The sequence below is a fragment of the Butyrivibrio sp. AE2005 genome, from assembly GCF_000686965.1.
In the GTDB taxonomy this organism is placed as follows: Bacteria; Bacillota; Clostridia; order Lachnospirales; family Lachnospiraceae; genus Butyrivibrio; species Butyrivibrio hungatei_A.
This window is the reverse complement of the sequence record NZ_JMMD01000011.1, coordinates 127,513-143,990: the sequence shown is the minus strand read 5'-3', so window position 1 is coordinate 143,990 and position 16,478 is coordinate 127,513. Positions and strand designations below refer to the sequence as shown.

Annotated in this window: 15 protein-coding genes; 11 read left to right on the top strand and 4 right to left on the bottom strand. The window is 40.8% G+C overall.

The window, feature by feature from the left end; translation table 11 throughout:
- Nucleotides 1-30: 30 nt before the first annotated feature.
- The 4 genes from DL92_RS0109955 to DL92_RS0109940 all read right to left on the bottom strand — a co-directional run bounded on the left by DL92_RS0109955 (nucleotide 31) and on the right by DL92_RS0109940 (nucleotide 5,056).
- Nucleotides 31-2,106 (bottom strand): heavy metal translocating P-type ATPase, encoded by a 2,076-nt coding sequence (locus tag DL92_RS0109955; protein ID WP_026667572.1) that lies wholly within the window; start codon nucleotides 2,104-2,106, stop codon nucleotides 31-33.
- A 14-nt stretch (nucleotides 2,107-2,120) separates the two neighbouring features.
- Nucleotides 2,121-2,402, bottom strand: a complete 282-nt coding sequence (locus DL92_RS0109950) for a DUF6110 family protein (RefSeq protein WP_026667571.1) — start codon at nucleotides 2,400-2,402, stop codon at nucleotides 2,121-2,123.
- A gap of 159 nt (nucleotides 2,403-2,561) precedes the next feature.
- Nucleotides 2,562-3,638 carry an FMN-binding protein gene (locus tag DL92_RS20295; protein ID WP_026667570.1) on the bottom strand — a complete coding sequence of 359 codons (1,077 nt, stop codon included), beginning with the start codon at nucleotides 3,636-3,638 and terminating at the stop codon, nucleotides 2,562-2,564.
- A 32-nt stretch (nucleotides 3,639-3,670) separates the two neighbouring features.
- Nucleotides 3,671-5,056 carry a hemoblobin-interacting domain-containing protein gene (locus DL92_RS0109940; RefSeq protein WP_026667569.1) on the bottom strand — a complete coding sequence of 462 codons (1,386 nt, stop codon included), beginning with the start codon at nucleotides 5,054-5,056 and terminating at the stop codon, nucleotides 3,671-3,673.
- Nucleotides 5,057-5,457: 401 nt separating this feature from the next.
- Here DL92_RS0109940 and DL92_RS0109935 point away from each other — a divergent pair, with 401 nt between their 5' ends.
- The 11 genes from DL92_RS0109935 (at nucleotide 5,458) to DL92_RS21855 (ending at nucleotide 16,281) form a co-directional block, all read left to right on the top strand.
- Nucleotides 5,458-5,670 (top strand): FeoA family protein, encoded by a 213-nt coding sequence (locus tag DL92_RS0109935; RefSeq protein WP_026512996.1) that lies wholly within the window; start codon nucleotides 5,458-5,460, stop codon nucleotides 5,668-5,670.
- Nucleotides 5,671-5,728: 58 nt separating this feature from the next.
- Complete coding sequence (feoB, locus tag DL92_RS0109930; protein ID WP_026667568.1) at nucleotides 5,729-7,720, top strand: ferrous iron transporter B; 1,992 nt, start codon at nucleotides 5,729-5,731, stop codon at nucleotides 7,718-7,720.
- A 116-nt stretch (nucleotides 7,721-7,836) separates the two neighbouring features.
- On the top strand, nucleotides 7,837-8,070 hold the full coding sequence (locus DL92_RS0109925) for a transcriptional repressor (protein ID WP_026655416.1): 234 nt from the start codon (nucleotides 7,837-7,839) through the stop codon (nucleotides 8,068-8,070).
- 30 nt (nucleotides 8,071-8,100) lie between these two features.
- Entirely contained in the window at nucleotides 8,101-8,799 is a 699-nt protein-coding gene (locus DL92_RS0109920; protein WP_026667567.1) for an ABC transporter ATP-binding protein, read from the top strand.
- On the top strand, nucleotides 8,762-11,122 hold the full coding sequence (locus DL92_RS0109915) for an ABC transporter permease (protein ID WP_330371074.1): 2,361 nt from the start codon (nucleotides 8,762-8,764) through the stop codon (nucleotides 11,120-11,122). The genes DL92_RS0109920 and DL92_RS0109915 overlap by 38 nt, the downstream gene beginning before the upstream one ends.
- 79 nt (nucleotides 11,123-11,201) lie before the next feature.
- Nucleotides 11,202-11,822 carry a class I SAM-dependent methyltransferase gene (locus tag DL92_RS0109910; protein ID WP_026667565.1) on the top strand — a complete coding sequence of 207 codons (621 nt, stop codon included), beginning with the start codon at nucleotides 11,202-11,204 and terminating at the stop codon, nucleotides 11,820-11,822.
- 241 nt (nucleotides 11,823-12,063) lie between these two features.
- Nucleotides 12,064-12,420: a heavy-metal-associated domain-containing protein gene (locus tag DL92_RS0109905; protein WP_026667564.1), complete on the top strand. Its 357-nt coding sequence runs from the start codon at nucleotides 12,064-12,066 to the stop codon at nucleotides 12,418-12,420.
- A gap of 555 nt (nucleotides 12,421-12,975) precedes the next feature.
- Nucleotides 12,976-13,755 carry an SDR family oxidoreductase gene (locus DL92_RS0109900; RefSeq protein ID WP_026667563.1) on the top strand — a complete coding sequence of 260 codons (780 nt, stop codon included), beginning with the start codon at nucleotides 12,976-12,978 and terminating at the stop codon, nucleotides 13,753-13,755.
- Between the two features lie 232 nt (nucleotides 13,756-13,987).
- A complete protein-coding gene (locus tag DL92_RS0109895) occupies nucleotides 13,988-14,509 on the top strand; it encodes a hypothetical protein (RefSeq protein ID WP_026655411.1) in 522 nt (173 codons plus the stop codon).
- A 375-nt stretch (nucleotides 14,510-14,884) separates the two neighbouring features.
- Nucleotides 14,885-15,328 (top strand): HTH domain-containing protein, encoded by a 444-nt coding sequence (locus DL92_RS0109890; RefSeq protein ID WP_026667562.1) that lies wholly within the window; start codon nucleotides 14,885-14,887, stop codon nucleotides 15,326-15,328.
- On the top strand, nucleotides 15,304-16,281 hold the full coding sequence (locus DL92_RS21855) for an IS3 family transposase (RefSeq protein ID WP_155841096.1): 978 nt from the start codon (nucleotides 15,304-15,306) through the stop codon (nucleotides 16,279-16,281). Before DL92_RS0109890 ends, DL92_RS21855 begins: the two co-directional genes overlap by 25 nt.
- Nucleotides 16,282-16,478: the final 197 nt, after the last annotated feature.

Sequence of the window (16,478 nt, the reverse complement as noted above, 5' to 3'; positions counted from 1 at the left end):
CATTTTTTAAAACATAGATAGAGCTGGGGGTTAATCAAGCAGATCAGTCATGCTCCTTATACTGAGTGCAACCGTTGATGTGTTATGCAGAAGTGACGTTGTGGTTGGACTGAAGATTCCAAGCATTCCCATAAGGATGAGGAATGAGTTAAATCCCAGTATTGTACGATAGTTAAAGTCAATTCTATCCATCAATTTAGTGCTTAGTTCTTTTAAGGTTATGAGCACCGAAAGGTCGTCGGAAGAAATGGTGATATCGGCTATCTCTCTTGCAATTGAAGCACCGGTGCTTACGGCAATTCCCGCATCAGCTTCGGAGAGAGCGGGAGAGTCGTTTATCCCGTCACCGACCATTACGACTTTGCGACCTGCTTCGTGTTCCGCTTTGATAAATGCAGCTTTGTCTTCAGGCAGAACTTCTGAGAAATACTTGGTCACACCCGTTTTTGAAGCGACCGATGCGGCAGTTCTTTCGCTGTCGCCTGTCATCATTACGATATTTTCAAATCCGATGTTCTTTAGCTTCTTTATAACTGACGGAGCTTCTTCTCTGATAGGATCTTCGATAAGTATGACGGCTGACAAAACTCCGCCTATTGCCATATATAGGTGCGAATATTCATTTGGAAGATTGTCAAAGCGTTCTTTTTCTGTTTTGGGAATAGTGCATCCTTCATCTTCGAAAATGAAATGATGGCTTCCGATACATACTTTCTGATTATCGATGGTACTTGAAATTCCATGTGCGACGATGTACACAGCCTTAGTATGTTTTTCTTCGTGAGACAGGTTTTTATCTTCGGCAGCTTTAACAACGGCATTGGCGATTGAGTGAGGATAGTGCTCTTCAAGGCATGCTGCGAGCCTTAGCATTTCATCCGCATCCGTGCCGTTAAATGTTATAACATCATGGACTTTTGGATTGGCATAAGTAAGAGTGCCCGTCTTGTCAAAAACAATTGTAGTTGCATCGGCTACGGCTTCCATGAATTTGCCGCCTTTAACCGAGATTTTATGATTTCCGGCTTCGCGCATTGCGGAAAGAACGGCAATAGGTATGGACAATTTAAGTGCACAGCAGAAATCCACCATCAGAATAGATGTAGCTTTTGTGGCATCCCGTGTAAACAGCCATGTAAGGAGAGTTGCACCAAATGTGTAAGGAACAAGCCTGTCTGCGAGGTGGGAAGCATGTGCTTCGGTGTCTGATTTGAGTTTTTCCGACTCTTCGATCATTGTTACGATTCGGTCATATCTTCCCGAACCCTGAGCTTTTTGAACAGAGATTATAAGTTCTCCTTCTTCGAGAACGGTTCCCGCATATACGAGGGAATCGATTGTTTTATGAACGGGAGCGGATTCGCCTGTCATTGCCGCCTGATTAACGGAGGCATCGCCGTGTAAAACAATTCCGTCCAAAGGAATCATGCTTCCTGTGCGGACTACTATGTTGTCACCAATTTTTATATCGGAAATATTTACAAGAATTTCCTGAGAATCATCTGTTATAACCCAGACTTTGTCTATATTAAGTGACATAGCCCTTGCAAGGTCGTCCACTGATTTTCTGTGTGTCCATTCTTCCATTATCTCGCCGATTTTCAGAAGAAAGATTACAGAACCTGCGGTATTGTGATCTCCGCGAAGCAAAGAAACTCCGATACTTGTTGCGTCTAGAACGGATACTTCGAGTTTTCCCTGCAGAAGAGTTTTAATTCCACTGATGATATACGGAATAGCTTTCCAAATGATTATCAGCCTGCCGACAGAAGCGGGCAGGAACAGCTGATTGAGTACCTTTCGTGCAATATGAAAGAACATCTCATCTTCATATTCTATGCGAAGTTCACGTCCGGTATGTTCGGGGACCGCTACTTCGGTATTTATAATGTCAAAAGCAGACAGAGAAGATAAGACTTCATCACGTCTGTTTTGGTCAAAAAATATGATGGCATTCGATGTTCTTTCGTTTACAGAAACTTTTTTTACATAATCAAAAGAGTCCAGATAATACTCAAGTCGGTCGGCTTCGAAAGGCGTCATGTGCGACCGGTATAAATGGACTCTCATTCTTTCTTTTGATTCATGAAGTATTTTACATCTCATACAGCGCCTCTTGCTTATACTCCTGCATTTTCAAGGACGGCCTTGGCATCAGCGATTTCTTTTTCTCTTTCTTTGGCATATCTGCTTTCGTTGATCTCTTTTGCGTCAGCGCTGATATCCTGGCAGTTTTCCTTGATGTTCGTATATGTTTCCATAACTGAATCTTTGCAACGATATGCAGCGGCGGTTATATGAGTGTAGCATTTCTTTGCATCATTGCTTCCAAGAATTTTAACTCCTGCCGTTCCAACCAAAAAACCACAGGCTATCTTTCCAACTGTACTCCACTTGATCATAAGTTATCCTTTCTGTGCATTTTATAAAAATGCGCATATCATTTAATGTTTTGGTAATTAATCATTATAGGAAGATAGAATTTCAAATGGAAGATATGTGCGGCATTGCAAACGAGAAGATTTCTCAACAACAAAACTTTTGGCCAATAATGCAAAAAGTTATTTCAAACCTGCCTGTTTAAGTGCTTCATTGTAGGCGTCGATAACGGCTCTTGTTGAAAATGTTGCACCGCTAATGGTATCGACATCTGCAAGAGGGTCTTGCTTTAACGCTTCTATCAGTTCTTCGGAAAAATGCTTGTAGTCACTTTCGTCTTCGTAGCCGGGAAGAGTAATATCGGTGACTTCTCCGTTTTCTACTTTTATCTCAACCGTTATATCTCCTGCATAGCCAAAGCATGTGGCACTGTAAATGCCGTCTGTGACTGATGATGCGGAGTTTGCCTCCGGCTCGGAACTCTCAAAAGATGAGCTCATATCATTCGAAGCATTGGCGGAAACCGAAACACCGGTTATATATAAATAGAAGCCAAGCGAAACAAAAACAACAAAGATAAGTGATATATATCTGTATTTGTCAAGGTTAAAGTCTTTGTGAGAAATGCTGTAAGCCTTTAAAGGGCGGCAGATAAAATACCACAGGAATATGATCGAGTACACAAAGATATTCAGAGCGGATTTTGAATCGCCCCTTATTGCGCCTTTGACATACAGTAAAAGAATATGTACATAGATCATAGGGTAAAAAATATAAGCAAAGCGCTGCAATTTTTTCCATGCCCGTGGATTCATTTTTTTTCTTATCATAACAAAAGAAGTAATAAAAAGAGGAATCATGATGCAAAGCATGATAACTGAAAAGATATACAGTGAGGATACGTTTGGAGACAGCAGAGCCGAATAAGAAAAAACGTGTCCCAAAGCCAGAATGGATGCGATTATCGACAGCGGGCCTCTTATGGACATAAGGAGTTTTATTGGCTGCGATCCGTTCTTAAATGTTGCAGCATACATTACAAGAACAAAAAATGAAGTGGCAAGTCCTGCCTTGGTGAACATAGGATATATGTATGCTCCTACAAAACCGCCGGGATTTATCCCCTGCAACTGTAAGATGATTGTTGCAAGGGAAAGGATTGAAAAAATCACATAGAAGGGTATGGGATTTTTTTGCAGCGGTTTTTCAAACAGGAGAACAAACAATATAGCTGTCAGTAAGGATATAAAAATAATCATGCAATATTGCTCCTTTTTGAAAAATAGATCTGTTATTTCTTTGGCTCTTCTTTGGCGGGAGCCACTTCAGTGATATCAACATCAAGTGTGACATCGGGATATCCAGAAGATTTTACAACTACTTTGAATTTTCCTGTCTTATCAAAAACATTTGAGAGTGTTTTGTCGACTGTTCCGTCTTCTTTGATTATCTTTGCACCTTTATGATCTGTTCCGGATACTTCGTTTCCGTTAACATCATAAGCTTCGATATTTTTTATATATGCAGCAAACTCATCATCTGTAGCACTGTCAGCCTTTACTACGCCGTTTTCACTTGCTGTGGCAACTGCTTTGTCTGTTGAAAGTACGAAATCGGCTGTATAAGGAGCATAAACTCCGGACTTATCGTTTATTGTAAGTGTATATTTTCCGGCAAGAGCATCTTTCCATGTGATGTTTGCTCCGTCGCAAGTGATATCGCTGCTGTCACCTTCAACTGAATATTCAGGTTCATAATCTTCAGGGAAACCGGTTACTTTAACGGTGGTTGTCTTACTTGTAAGTGCAGTATCGGCAACAGTTATCTCGTTGTCGAATTTCAAAGGAAGATAGAGATTAACATTTGTCTTTTTTACACCTTCTGCCGTATATAGTACAATCTCGTCGATTGTCTTTCCCGGAAGATCTGCGTACGGAAGATATGCAACGGTGTTACCGTGAGGTTCCTTATAGTTTTCTGTTGTTGCGAATGCAATCTCAAAGCCGCGCCATACATTTTCAAGTGAACGCATTCCGTAAGTCTTCCCTTCGGTTGTGTGAATTGTTGCGGCAAATACTACCTGAGAAGAAAGAGACTCGTCAAGATCAATCTCATAGTCACCCCAGTGTGTGGCTGTATTTATGCTTGCTTCGGATAAAGAAAGATCCTCGGTATCACCGATGGTTTTACTGAATGAATATTTTCCGGAAGAATCTTTTGAAAGTTCTTTATAATTCTTTGGAATTTCTGCAAGCTCGACATAAGAGTAGTCGGCAGCATCATATAAGGATGCTTCGTCATTGACCTTTAAGCTATCGTCAATTTCAGTTCCTTCAGGAATGCAGACGGGAAAGCTGACACCTAAGATCATACTGTTATCTTTAAGGTGATAGGTACCGCCTGTGAGTTTGTCATTAGCGGCTTTATTCATGGTTGCACTTGATACGGCATCAACTCCTTCGCCGCCTTCGAATTCATTTGCAAAGAAATCTCCGTAAGGAATATTCATTTTTACAAATGTTCCACTGACACTTGTACTGTCGGTTGCATTATCGGCTACTTCTGTGGTGCTGCTACCGGTATCGGAAGCGGATGAATCCACGTCGTCTTTTCCGCATCCTGTAAGAGATAATACAAGAATAGCAGAGAAGATGACTGACAAAACTTTGATTTTCATATTTATAGCTCCTCTCTTAAGTAGAAAATAATATGTTAGCGAGCGCTAACCAGTCACCAGTGAAGTCTATCATAGATTTCGTGGCTTTGATATGAGCAAAATAGACAAAAAATTGTAAATGGTTACCAGAAACTAACGGAAAAGAGTTGACAAAGAAGTTAGCTAGTGCTAACACGAACGCAGTTAGGTAAATCTAACGTGTGACATACGTATGTTTACAGAAATCTCCTACACAAAATGCCGCATCTTGCCAATGCGGCATTTTTTCTGCGGTTTGGCGGATAGAAATGTTTTTGCGATTATGCTATTGACAAACATTCTTAATAAGAATATTCTATGTTTGAGGTTAGCATAAGCTAATAATGATTGTATGATGCTAACTCGAGTTACAGGAGGGTAATATGACACTTAATGATGCGGAACTTGGTAAGGAATACATAATTGATGCTATAGACACAGGTGGAGATGAGGAGATGGAGAGCTTCCTTTTTTCACTGGGATGTTATAGCGGAGAGAAGATTACTGTTGTTGATAAGAAACGTAATCTTGTGGTCGCTATTAAGGATGCAAGATATAATATCGATCCTGAGTTAGCGGGAGCTATCAATATCTGAGGATGTGCAGAAATCTGCTTTCCATAAATTTTTTTAAACGATTTTAGGAGGAATTGTAATGAGAATCGCAATGGCAGGTAATCCCAACAGTGGAAAAACGACCATGTACAACGCTCTGACGGGAAGGAGCGAGAAGATTGGTAACTGGGCAGGAGTTACTGTTGACAAGAAAGAGCATGCTATTAAAAAGAGTTATTATGATGGAGACAAAGAGCTGATCGCTGTCGATCTGCCCGGTGCATATTCGATGTCACCGTTTACTTCAGAGGAGAGCATCACAAGTGCTTATGTAAAGAATGAGCATCCTGACGCGATAATAAATATCGTTGATGCAACTAACTTAAGCAGAAGCCTTTTCTTTACAACGCAGCTCCTTGAACTTGGAATTCCTGTTGTTGTTGCACTCAATAAGAATGATGCCAATGACAAAAAAGGCAATTCAATTGACGAGAAGGCATTGGCAGAAAAGCTCGGATGCCCTGTGATCAAGACTGTTGCAACATCTGAGAACGGTCTTAAAGATGTGGTTAAGGTTGCGGCATCACTTGAAGGAAAAGGACAGAAAGAGCCTTACAGACAGGGAGATGTTGACGTTCATGATAAAACGGCGGTTGAAGCGGCTGACAGAAAGCGCTTTGAATTTGTAAATAAGATTGTAAGTGAAGTTGAGAACCGTAAGGTTCTTACAAAGGATAAGAACTTCGGTGATACGATCGATAATGTGATCACACATCCTGTTATCGGAATTGTTGTTTTTGCTGCTATTATGTGGCTTGTGTTCTATATTTCACAGACAACGGTCGGAACATGGCTTGCGGATATTCTTGCGGGATGGATTGAGAGTTTCCAGGGAATGGTCGGAGATGCAATGGCAGATGCTAATCCGCTTCTCTATGCACTTCTTGTAGATGGTATCATCGGCGGTGTAGGAGCGGTTGTAGGATTCCTCCCTCTTGTTATGGTAATGTATTTCCTTATCGCGCTTCTTGAAGATTGCGGATATATGTCAAGAGCAACAGTAGTTCTTGATCCTATCTTTAAGAGAGTAGGTCTTTCAGGAAAGTCGGTTATTCCTATGATCATAGGAACAGGTTGCGGTATTCCTGCGATCATGGCTTGCCGTACTATCAGAAATGAGAGAGAAAGACGTGCAACAGCTATGCTTGCAACATTTATGCCTTGCGGAGCCAAGCTTCCTGTTATCGCACTTTTTGCAGGCGCATTTTTCCCTGAATCAAGATGGGTAAGTTTCATCTGCTATATGGGAGGTATATTGCTTATCCTTCTCGGAGCGCTTCTTATTAAGGCTATCACAGGTATGAAGTACAGAAAGAGCTTCTTTATCATTGAGCTTCCCGAGTACAAGGTTCCGAGCCTTATGTTTGCGATTAAGTCAATGCTTGAGAGAGGTAAGTCATACATTGTTAAAGCAGGAACCGTTATCCTTGTTTGCAATACTGTAGTTCAGATCATGCAGACATTTGATTTCAGCTTCCAGCCTGTAGAAGAGGGAATGGAAGGAACATCGATCCTTGCAGGCGTTGCAGGACCTTTTGCTTATCTTCTTATTCCTGTTGTAGGTGTCATGAGCTGGCAGCTTGCGGCAGCAGCTATCACAGGATTTATTGCGAAGGAAAATGTAGTAGGAACAATCGCTACCGTATATGCAATCTCAAATCTTATCGATACGGAAGAACTTGAGCTTATCGGAGAAGGTAACGCTGTTGCGGCAGTAATGGGAATCACTAAGGTTGCAGCTCTTGCATATCTTATGTTTAACCTTTACACACCACCTTGCTTTGCAGCTCTTGGTGCTATGAATTCTGAGATGAAGTCTGCCAAGTGGCTCTGGGGAGCAATCGGACTTCAGCTTGCATCCGGATTTACTGTTGGTTTCCTTGTATATCAGATTGGAACACTTATTACAACAGGAACTGTAGGCGCAGGATTTGCGGCAGGACTTGTTGCAATCGCAGGATTTGCAGGTGTTATTGTATATCTCATAAAGAGAACTCAGAGAGAAATGGTACTTGAATATAAACTTGACTAATAATTTGTAAGCCCGTTTAATGCGGGCTTACTTAATAACAAAAGGTTAGCTTAAGCTAACATGCGATATATAACAGACGGAACAGTATGATGGCTTTTTGAATTGGAGACGAGATTATGAATGATGAACAGATAATCATGATGCTACGAAACAACGGAATGCGAATAACTAAACAGAGAAAAATTGTGGCTAAGGTTATTGCTGAGAATGATGGTGTTTCATGCAAGACAATATGCTGTATTGTCAAGAATAGAGACGAATCAATAGGGACAGCAACTGTTTATCGTATGATAAAAGAATTGGAGGACATTGGGGCTGTTGAGAGAATAGACATGATCAAACATAATTGACGGCACCATTCCATAGAACAAGGAATTATTATGCAATTAGAATTACAGAATATCAAAAAATCGTATGGCGAGGGTGGAAGCCGTATTGAAGTACTTAAGGATATTAGTCTTGGCATTGAAAAAGGGGAGTTTGTGGTACTTCTTGGCCCGTCAGGTTCCGGAAAGTCCACTCTTCTTAATATAATCGGAGGAATTGATACCGCCGATTCAGGCAAGATAATAATCAGGGAAAAGAGTATGGCGGATATGGACGAGAAGGCGCTTACTTCATACAGAAGAGAGCACCTTGGGTATATTTTTCAGATGTACAATCTTATTCCCAATCTTACCGTCAGAGAAAATATTGAGGTTGGGGCATATCTTTCCAAGAAACCGCTTGATATTGACGAAATCATAGAGGTACTTGGTCTAAAGGAACATCAGAACAAAATACCGAGTCAGTTGTCGGGAGGGCAGCAGCAAAGATGCTCGATAGGAAGAGCAATCGTAAAGAATCCGGATATTCTTTTGTGCGACGAGCCCACAGGAGCCCTCGATTACAATACTTCCAAAGAGATTCTTGCACTTATTGAAAGAGTTAACAAGGAATATGGAAATACAGTCATCATGGTCACTCACAATGACGCCATAAAGAATATGGCTGATTTTGTAGTGAAATTAAGAGACGGCGTTATAAGAAAGAGTTACAGAAATGAAACGAAACAAACAGCGGCAGAGCTTGACTGGTAAGATGAAGAAACCGCTTAACAAAAGACTCATCAGAGAACTTACAGGCGATATTGGGAAATACATTGTTATTTTCATTCTGCTTGTTTTTTCAATAGGCTTTGTTTCGGGTTTTCTTGTTGCCGGTGAGAGCATGATCAAAGCTTATGACGAGAGCTTTGAAAAATATAACATAGAAGATGGAAACTTCAGAACGGAAGAGAAAATAACCGCCACGCAAAAAGAGCGGATTGAGAAAAAAGGAGTTTCTATATTTGAAAACTTCTATATAGAAAAAGAATTTGATAACAACACAAAACTTAGAATATTTTCAAACAGGGAACAGATAGATAAGGCATGCGTGATGGAAGGAAGGCTTCCGGATGACCTTTATGAGATTGCGATAGACAGAATGTATGCAGATAATAACGGGCTGAGTGTCGGAGACAAACTGGTTTCGGGAAGCGAGAGCTATGAGATTGTAGGCCTTGTGGCATTGTCTGATTACAGCGCACTTTTTTACAGCAATAACGACATGATGTTTGACGCATCTGCGTTTGGTGTTTCGGTCGTATCGGATAAGCAGTTTGCAAAATACGATGAGGGTAAGATTCGTTATAACTATGCTTGGCTGTATGACAATAAACCTCAGACGGACGAGGAAGAGAAAAAAGCTTCTGACGATCTGATGGACGTTCTGGCTAATATTGTTTCCCTCGAGAATTTTGTTCCGGGATATCTTAATCAGTCGATTACATTCACGGGAGAAGATATCGTCGGCGACAAGGCAATGATGGAAGTTCTTTTGTACATAATAATCATCATTGTTGCTTTTGTATTCGGAGTTACGATCAATAACACTATACATAAAGAAGCTACTGTAATAGGTACGCTCAGGGCGTCAGGATATACGATAAATGAGCTTATAAGACATTATATGTCAATGCCGCTTATTGTAACCGTTATCGCGGCGGTCATCGGAAATATTCTGGGATATACATGTTTTAAGAACGTATGCGTTGCTATGTATTACGGAAGCTATTCACTTCCTACATATGTGACAATCTGGAGTGCGGAGGCTTTTTGGAAGACCACTGCAATTCCTGTAGTGATAATGATCTTTATAACTTATTTTGTCCTCAGGAAAAAACTGAGTTTAAGTCCTTTAAAGCTTATCAAGCGCGACCTTAGCGGGAAGAAGCCGCGTGCTGCGATTGTCTTAAACAAAAAGATAAGGTTTTTTGACCGTTTCCGTATAAGAATTCTTATTCAGAATAAGAGCAGTTACATAATTCTTTTTATGGGGCTTTTGTTTGCCAATCTGCTTCTCTTTTTCGGAATGATGCTTCCGCCGCTTCTTGTGCATTTTCAGGGGATTGTGACAGAAAATATGCTTGCAAAGCACACATATATGCTTCAGATTCCGGCAGGGGCGATAGATGACGAAGATGAATTGTCGACGGCTTTTTCATATGTCTTTTTACTGAACAAGATAAGTACAAATAATCCGACGGCGGAGAAATTCTCTGCTTACGGACTTAAGACAACGGGTGAAGGCGGAAGCAGAGTTGAAGATGTAAGTCTGTACGGGATAAAAGAGAACAGCAAGTTTATTCACGCTGACTTTGATGATAAGACGGTTCTTATTTCATCGGCGTATGCAGATAAGTACGGGCTTAAAGAAGGCGATGTGATAACACTTAAAGAGCCCTATGAAGATAAATATTACGGCTTTAATGTAACGGGGGTATATGACTACGACGGCGGAATTGCGGTCTTTATGAGCAAAAAACATCTAAATGACATAATGGGACTTTCGGAAGATATGTTCTCGGGATATTTCTCCGATACGGAAATTACTGATATAGAAGATAAGTACATTGGTACTGTCGTAGATGAAGAGTCGCTTACAAGAGTGTCGAGGCAGCTTATGATTTCGATGGGGAATCTCATGTACATGGTAGACGGGTTCTCGGTGGTCATGTTTATTGTGCTGATATATCTTTTGTCCAAACTTATCATCGAAAGGAATGTGCAGTCGATATCTATGGCTAAGATTCTGGGTTACACGGGAAAAGAGGTTGCGGCGTTGTATATAGTCCCCACGGCGCTGGTGGTCGTGGCTTCGCTCCTTATTTCGTACCCGATATTGTCTTATGTTATGGTCGGAATATTCAGAGTTATGTTAAAGCAGATGATGAGCGGCTGGATGGTTATCTGGCTTGATCCGTCGGTTTATGTAAAGATGTTCCTCATGGGAATAATTACTTATGCGGTTGTTGCCGTTATTGAGTACAGGAAGATAGGTAAGATTCCGATGAGTGAAGCACTTAAGAATGTTGAGTGACAGATTTTGGGTAAATTACTCGGTGTGAACTATGCAAGTTTGAGCTTGCCGGATAAAAAAGATGAGAGGATGAAGAAATATGGGATTATTTAAAAAGTATGTAAATCAGGTGAGTAAACCGGAAGGTTTTCTGGGAAAGATGATGATTGATACTATGAACGGCGGACATGCGAAGATGGCTGACTGGGGAATGTCGCACCTTCAGACAATTGCGCCGGATGAAATTTTGGAAGTCGGATGCGGAGGCGGAAGAAACGCATCTGCGCTTATGAAGAAGTATCCGTCTTCTAAGCTTACTGCAATTGATTATTCCGAGTTATCCGTTGAGAAGGCCAAGGCATTTAACGCGGATATGATAGCGAGTGGAAGATGTAAGGTGCAGAAGGGGAATGTTGCCGAGCTTAATATGAATGAGCAGTTTGATCTTGCTACGGCTTTTGAGACCATTTATTTCTGGCCGGGACTTGAGAAATGTTTTGGTGAAGTGAATAAGGCGCTTAAGCCCGGTGGAACATTCATGATCGTAAATGAATCTGACGGAATGGACAAGGCAAGTCTTGGATTTGAGAAGATTGTTGAAGGCATGAAATGTCATACGATCGATGATATCAAGAGTGCGCTTAAAGGAGCCGGATTTAAGAATGTTGTTGCGGATCATCATGGAAACAAGCCGTGGATAACGGTTATCGCGAAGAAGTGATAAAGGAAAATGATTTAAATGGGGTTATAGTAAAGAAGTGATGAAGGAAAATGATTTAAATGAGGTTATAGTAAAGAAGTGATGAAGGCTTGGATAACGTTTACTTCCAAAAAAAGAATCGGGAATAAGGTCTGAAGGAATGGGTGTGGAGAAATAAGGTCTAAATGAATAAATGTAGTGGGGGCATGTTTGGGGATAAGCGGTTACGAATATAGAATGTCATATATGTGAGGTGCCGATTATGTCAAATATTATAATAGCAGCGATTTTGGCAATAATTTTGTTCGCGGCTTTTAGCGGAGCGATTAAACACTTTAAGGGTGAAGGAGGTTGCTGCGGAGGAGGCGGCTCGACAGTGAAAGAACCGGACAAAGAGCTTGCCGGTCCTGTTATAAAGACTAAAGTGTTTGAAATAGAAGGGATGCACTGTGAAAACTGTGTAAACCGAGTTAAGCGCGCAATAAACAGAATTGACGGCGTTTCAGCCAAAGTCAATTTAAGAAAAAAAGAGGCGGTTGTCAGCTACGACAGGGAGGTTGACGACAGCTCTTTTACCAAAGATATAGAAGCTTTGGGATATACAATTACGGAGAAATGAGGAAGAACACGCCAAGCAGCCGGAGCATGCATTGCGTAAAGGTGCATTATAGGGGCGCTAGGTAAAGACTGCGAGGCTGAATAAGGGAAAATATGCCTCAAGAGAATGAAAATCATGATGTAAGGCATACAATACGAAGATGATGCGAAGCGGAACAAGAGAAAATATGCCTTAAGAGAACGAAAATCATGATGTAGGGCATACAATACGAAGAAAATGCGAGGCTGAATAAGGGAAAATATGCCTTAAAAGAACGAAAATCATGATGTTGGGCATACGTTATGAAGAAAATGTGAGCCAGAACAAGAGAAAGTATGCCTCAAGAGAATGAAAATCATGATGTAAGGCATATTTTAATAAGAGAATGCAGCGTTGAAACGGGACACTGCGAATAGACTATTTTGATATTACGGTAGCTTACATAAGCCCTTAATATAACACAATATTAGTGCTGCTGTCACCAAATAAGTCGAGTTATTTTATGACAGCAGCACTAGGAAAGGGAAAGTATGTCCGACATTATTTCATTAATTATCGGATAATACAGAAAAAAACATGGAAAAAAATTATTTTGATTTATCAGAGAGAGTTGCGATTATAACAGGCTGTTCTTCGGGACTCGGAGTACAGATGGCGAAAGCGCTTGCATCACAGGGGTGCAATATTGTAGCTGTTGCCCGCCGCAAGAATCTTATTGATGAAGTAGCAAAAGAAATTAGTGAAAAATATAAGGTTAAGGCAATCGGCGTTGTATGTGATATTACAAGCACAGAAAATGTAAATGATGCAGTTGATACTGTAATGAAGGAATTCGGAAGAATCGATATTCTTATAAACAATGCCGGTACTGGATCGGGAGCTACAGCTGCCGAGGATGTTGAAGACTCTCAATTTGAAGGTGAAGTGGCTATAGATCTTACAGGAAGCTTTAAGATGGCAAGAGCGGTTGCAAAGAAAGCAATGATTCCCGCCGCATATGGCAGAATTATAAATATTGCTTCCATGTACGGACTTGTTGGAAATAACATTGCTCCTGCGGTTGCATATCATGCAGCAAAGGGCGGTGTAGTCAATCTTACAAGAGCCCTTGCTTCTGAGTGGGGAAATAATGGCATTACGGTAAATGCGATCTGTCCCGGATATTTTGAAACACCGCTTACAAAAGAAACTTTGGACAGCGAGTTCTTCCAGCAGTACGCGCGAACAATGATTCCCATGCAGCGCTATGGAAAAGAAGGAGAGCTTGACAGTGCGGCAATCTTCCTTTCATCTCCTGCAAGTACATATGTAAATGGAGTTATCCTTCCGGTTGATGGTGGATATACAGCTATGTGAAAAGTGTTTCAATTTTGGGTAGTATTTGAGATTGAGTTTTTTGGTTGTACTGGGAAACCTGAAATGCTTAAAAAATTGATATTCACCCAAAATAGTAAGATGTATAATTATATGCATAGAAGTTTTGCGCTTCTATGCATATTTTTAGTAAGAGTTAAATAATATGCTATGTGATTCAATAAAAACATATGCAGATTCAGCGCATAAATAATAAGATTGGAAGAGGATTTCTATGAGAAGATTGCCTTTGATGCTTTTATTGACAACATTTGCATTGTCAGCAGTAAGTTGCGGACAAAAAAACAAAGATGTTTTTGAAGAACTTGAGGAAGTAATTGGCGATGATGGCCCGGCATCTGACTATATTTCTTCGGATGCAGATGATAATTCGGCGGACTTGGTATCAGCTTTACATGATTCTAAATCAAAATTGGAGGGAAGATGGCAGACGGCTTCTATGTCATACGAAGACGATGGAAGTATGCAACCCGAGTACTATGTGGAATTTACGGATTCAGAGATAAAATACGGGCATCTTAAAGATGAAGAGTTTGTTGTAGATCATGTCGATAAGATAGAGGCGCTGTTACTGGGTTCAAAGTGCAAAATACAAGCGACATCATCAACAGGAGTTAAGTATACTTATCAGACTTCCGAAAGCGATGAGAATGTACTTGAATACTATGAGACCTGGAATGAAGAAGAATTCCCCGACACATATAGCGGTGGTGCTTCGCTTAGCAGATGTGAGTAAGTGATGAGCTACAGAGAAATGTACGTTGAGTTTGTGCGGTAGAGAAGGTGCACCGTACAGAGAGACTGAGGAGATTGTGTGCGGTGCGGGAGTGAAGGAGTGCACCGTACAGAGAGGTCGCGTAGAATGTGTGCGGTGCGAAAAAGTAAAAAGTACCGTACGGATGGCATGTTTATGATATGTACGGTGCGAAATGCGTAAAATGAACCCCAAGAAGTGGACACAGCCAAAAAGCATTTTGGCAGGATTTCAAACAACAAATCCGACATGTGGACATAACATTGGCTGTATATTTACTAAAAAATGTGATAATCCCAACATGTGGACACGGATGTAACTGTCTTTGCTGATATAATTAGCAAGGGAGGACTCTATATGAATCCAAAAAAGAAACCATGTTACACAAATGAACAAGTTGCAATTCTTGTTCAGAATCCTTATACACACACAGCTACCCCCTATAGGCTAACGTTCACTCTTGAGTTCAAGGAATATTTTATTGACCAGGTAACTAACCATGGTCTTACAACACCTAAGATTCTTAAGGCTGCTGGGTATGATCCCTCGATGTTCGCAAGGACTACCATTGATAACATACGCAGAAATATCCTTGCAGAGGCGACTTCTCCTGAAGGATTAAAACCACCTAGGGGATTGTCACAAGCTGAGCGCACCAAGGCCTATGCAAAGAAAAACCTTGACGCCCAGAGGACTTCAACATCTATCAAAGAGATGCAGCAAAGAATCGTACATCTTGAACAGCAGGTTGAGTTTTTAAAAAAAATTCAAAATATATATCTTCATCCTCCGGGAAACTAGTTCATCAGAAGGAATATATATTTAAAGCCATCCAAAGAGAAGTCAGCTCTAATGACAGTTGTCTGGATGTAAAGGAGCTCTGCGAACTCGCAGGTGTATCGCGCTCCGGGTATTATCGCTACATATCAGAGGCTGCTTCACAACACCGTCTCCAGAGTGAAGCTAGGGATCTTCGGGATTTTGCTATTATAAAACAAGCATATGACTTTAGAGGATACGCCAAAGGATATCGAAGCATATGCATGAGGCTTGTCAGAACGGGCACGCCCATGAATCACAAGAAAGTCATCAGGATTATGCGAAAGTATGGCTTAAAATGTCCTATTCGAAAAGCGAATCCCTACAGGCGCATGGCAAAAGCACTCAAGACAAATGCTGTTGCTCCGAACCATGTACAACGTCAATTCAAGAGCCATGGACCACGACAGGTGCTGCTAACAGATATAACCTACATCAGATTAAATGACGCTTTCTGCTATCTATCAGTGATTATTGATGCTTACACAATGCAAGTACTGGCTTTTCAGCTTAGTGAATCACTTGAAATAGACTTTGTTCTTGAAACAGTGCGTCAACTAATGAGGAATCACTTATACTCATTGAATGCTACTACATTCATTCACAGTGACCAAGGCTGTCACTATACTAGCGTTAAGTTTAGAGATCTTATTACTAACACAATCCTCACACAATCTATGTCCAGAAGAGGAAACTGCTGGGATAATGCTCCACAAGAGAGTTTCTTTGGACATATGAAGGATGAACTTAGCCCATATATAAAAACCTGGAAGACATTCGATGACGTCCAGAACAGAATAAATGACTGGATTAACTATTACAATAACGATAGGTACCAGGTGCAACTACAAGGGATGGCACCAAATGAATACTATCATTATAAAGTAACCAATCAACTACCATCAGCATTGGCAATAAATACTGCCAAAAAATGAAGCGTGTGTCCTTGACATGGGGTTCACATTAGCGAAAAAGTTACCGTACGGATGGCATGTTTATGATATGTACGGTACGAAATGCGAAAAAGTTACCGTACGGAAGGCAGGTTTATGAATTGTACGGTACAAAAAGTGAAAAAGTCACCGTACAGGCGGTATGTTTATGATACGTACGGTGTGAAAAGCGAAAGAGA

What these genes read in the sequence shown, in the direction of transcription:
- DL92_RS0109955 (WP_026667572.1), bottom strand. Translation starts at nt 2,106, where the DNA reads ATGAGATGTAAAATACTTCATGAATCAAAAGAAAGAATGAGAGTCCAT.
- DL92_RS0109950 (WP_026667571.1), bottom strand. Translation starts at nt 2,402, where the DNA reads ATGATCAAGTGGAGTACAGTTGGAAAGATAGCCTGTGGTTTTTTGGTT.
- DL92_RS20295 (WP_026667570.1), bottom strand. Translation starts at nt 3,638, where the DNA reads ATGATTATTTTTATATCCTTACTGACAGCTATATTGTTTGTTCTCCTG.
- DL92_RS0109940 (WP_026667569.1), bottom strand. Translation starts at nt 5,056, where the DNA reads ATGAAAATCAAAGTTTTGTCAGTCATCTTCTCTGCTATTCTTGTATTA.
- DL92_RS0109935 (WP_026512996.1), top strand. Translation starts at nt 5,458, where the DNA reads ATGACACTTAATGATGCGGAACTTGGTAAGGAATACATAATTGATGCT.
- feoB (WP_026667568.1), top strand. Translation starts at nt 5,729, where the DNA reads ATGAGAATCGCAATGGCAGGTAATCCCAACAGTGGAAAAACGACCATG.
- DL92_RS0109925 (WP_026655416.1), top strand. Translation starts at nt 7,837, where the DNA reads ATGAATGATGAACAGATAATCATGATGCTACGAAACAACGGAATGCGA.
- DL92_RS0109920 (WP_026667567.1), top strand. Translation starts at nt 8,101, where the DNA reads ATGCAATTAGAATTACAGAATATCAAAAAATCGTATGGCGAGGGTGGA.
- DL92_RS0109915 (WP_330371074.1), top strand. Translation starts at nt 8,762, where the DNA reads ATGAAACGAAACAAACAGCGGCAGAGCTTGACTGGTAAGATGAAGAAA.
- DL92_RS0109910 (WP_026667565.1), top strand. Translation starts at nt 11,202, where the DNA reads ATGGGATTATTTAAAAAGTATGTAAATCAGGTGAGTAAACCGGAAGGT.
- DL92_RS0109905 (WP_026667564.1), top strand. Translation starts at nt 12,064, where the DNA reads ATGTCAAATATTATAATAGCAGCGATTTTGGCAATAATTTTGTTCGCG.
- DL92_RS0109900 (WP_026667563.1), top strand. Translation starts at nt 12,976, where the DNA reads ATGGAAAAAAATTATTTTGATTTATCAGAGAGAGTTGCGATTATAACA.
- DL92_RS0109895 (WP_026655411.1), top strand. Translation starts at nt 13,988, where the DNA reads ATGAGAAGATTGCCTTTGATGCTTTTATTGACAACATTTGCATTGTCA.
- DL92_RS0109890 (WP_026667562.1), top strand. Translation starts at nt 14,885, where the DNA reads ATGAATCCAAAAAAGAAACCATGTTACACAAATGAACAAGTTGCAATT.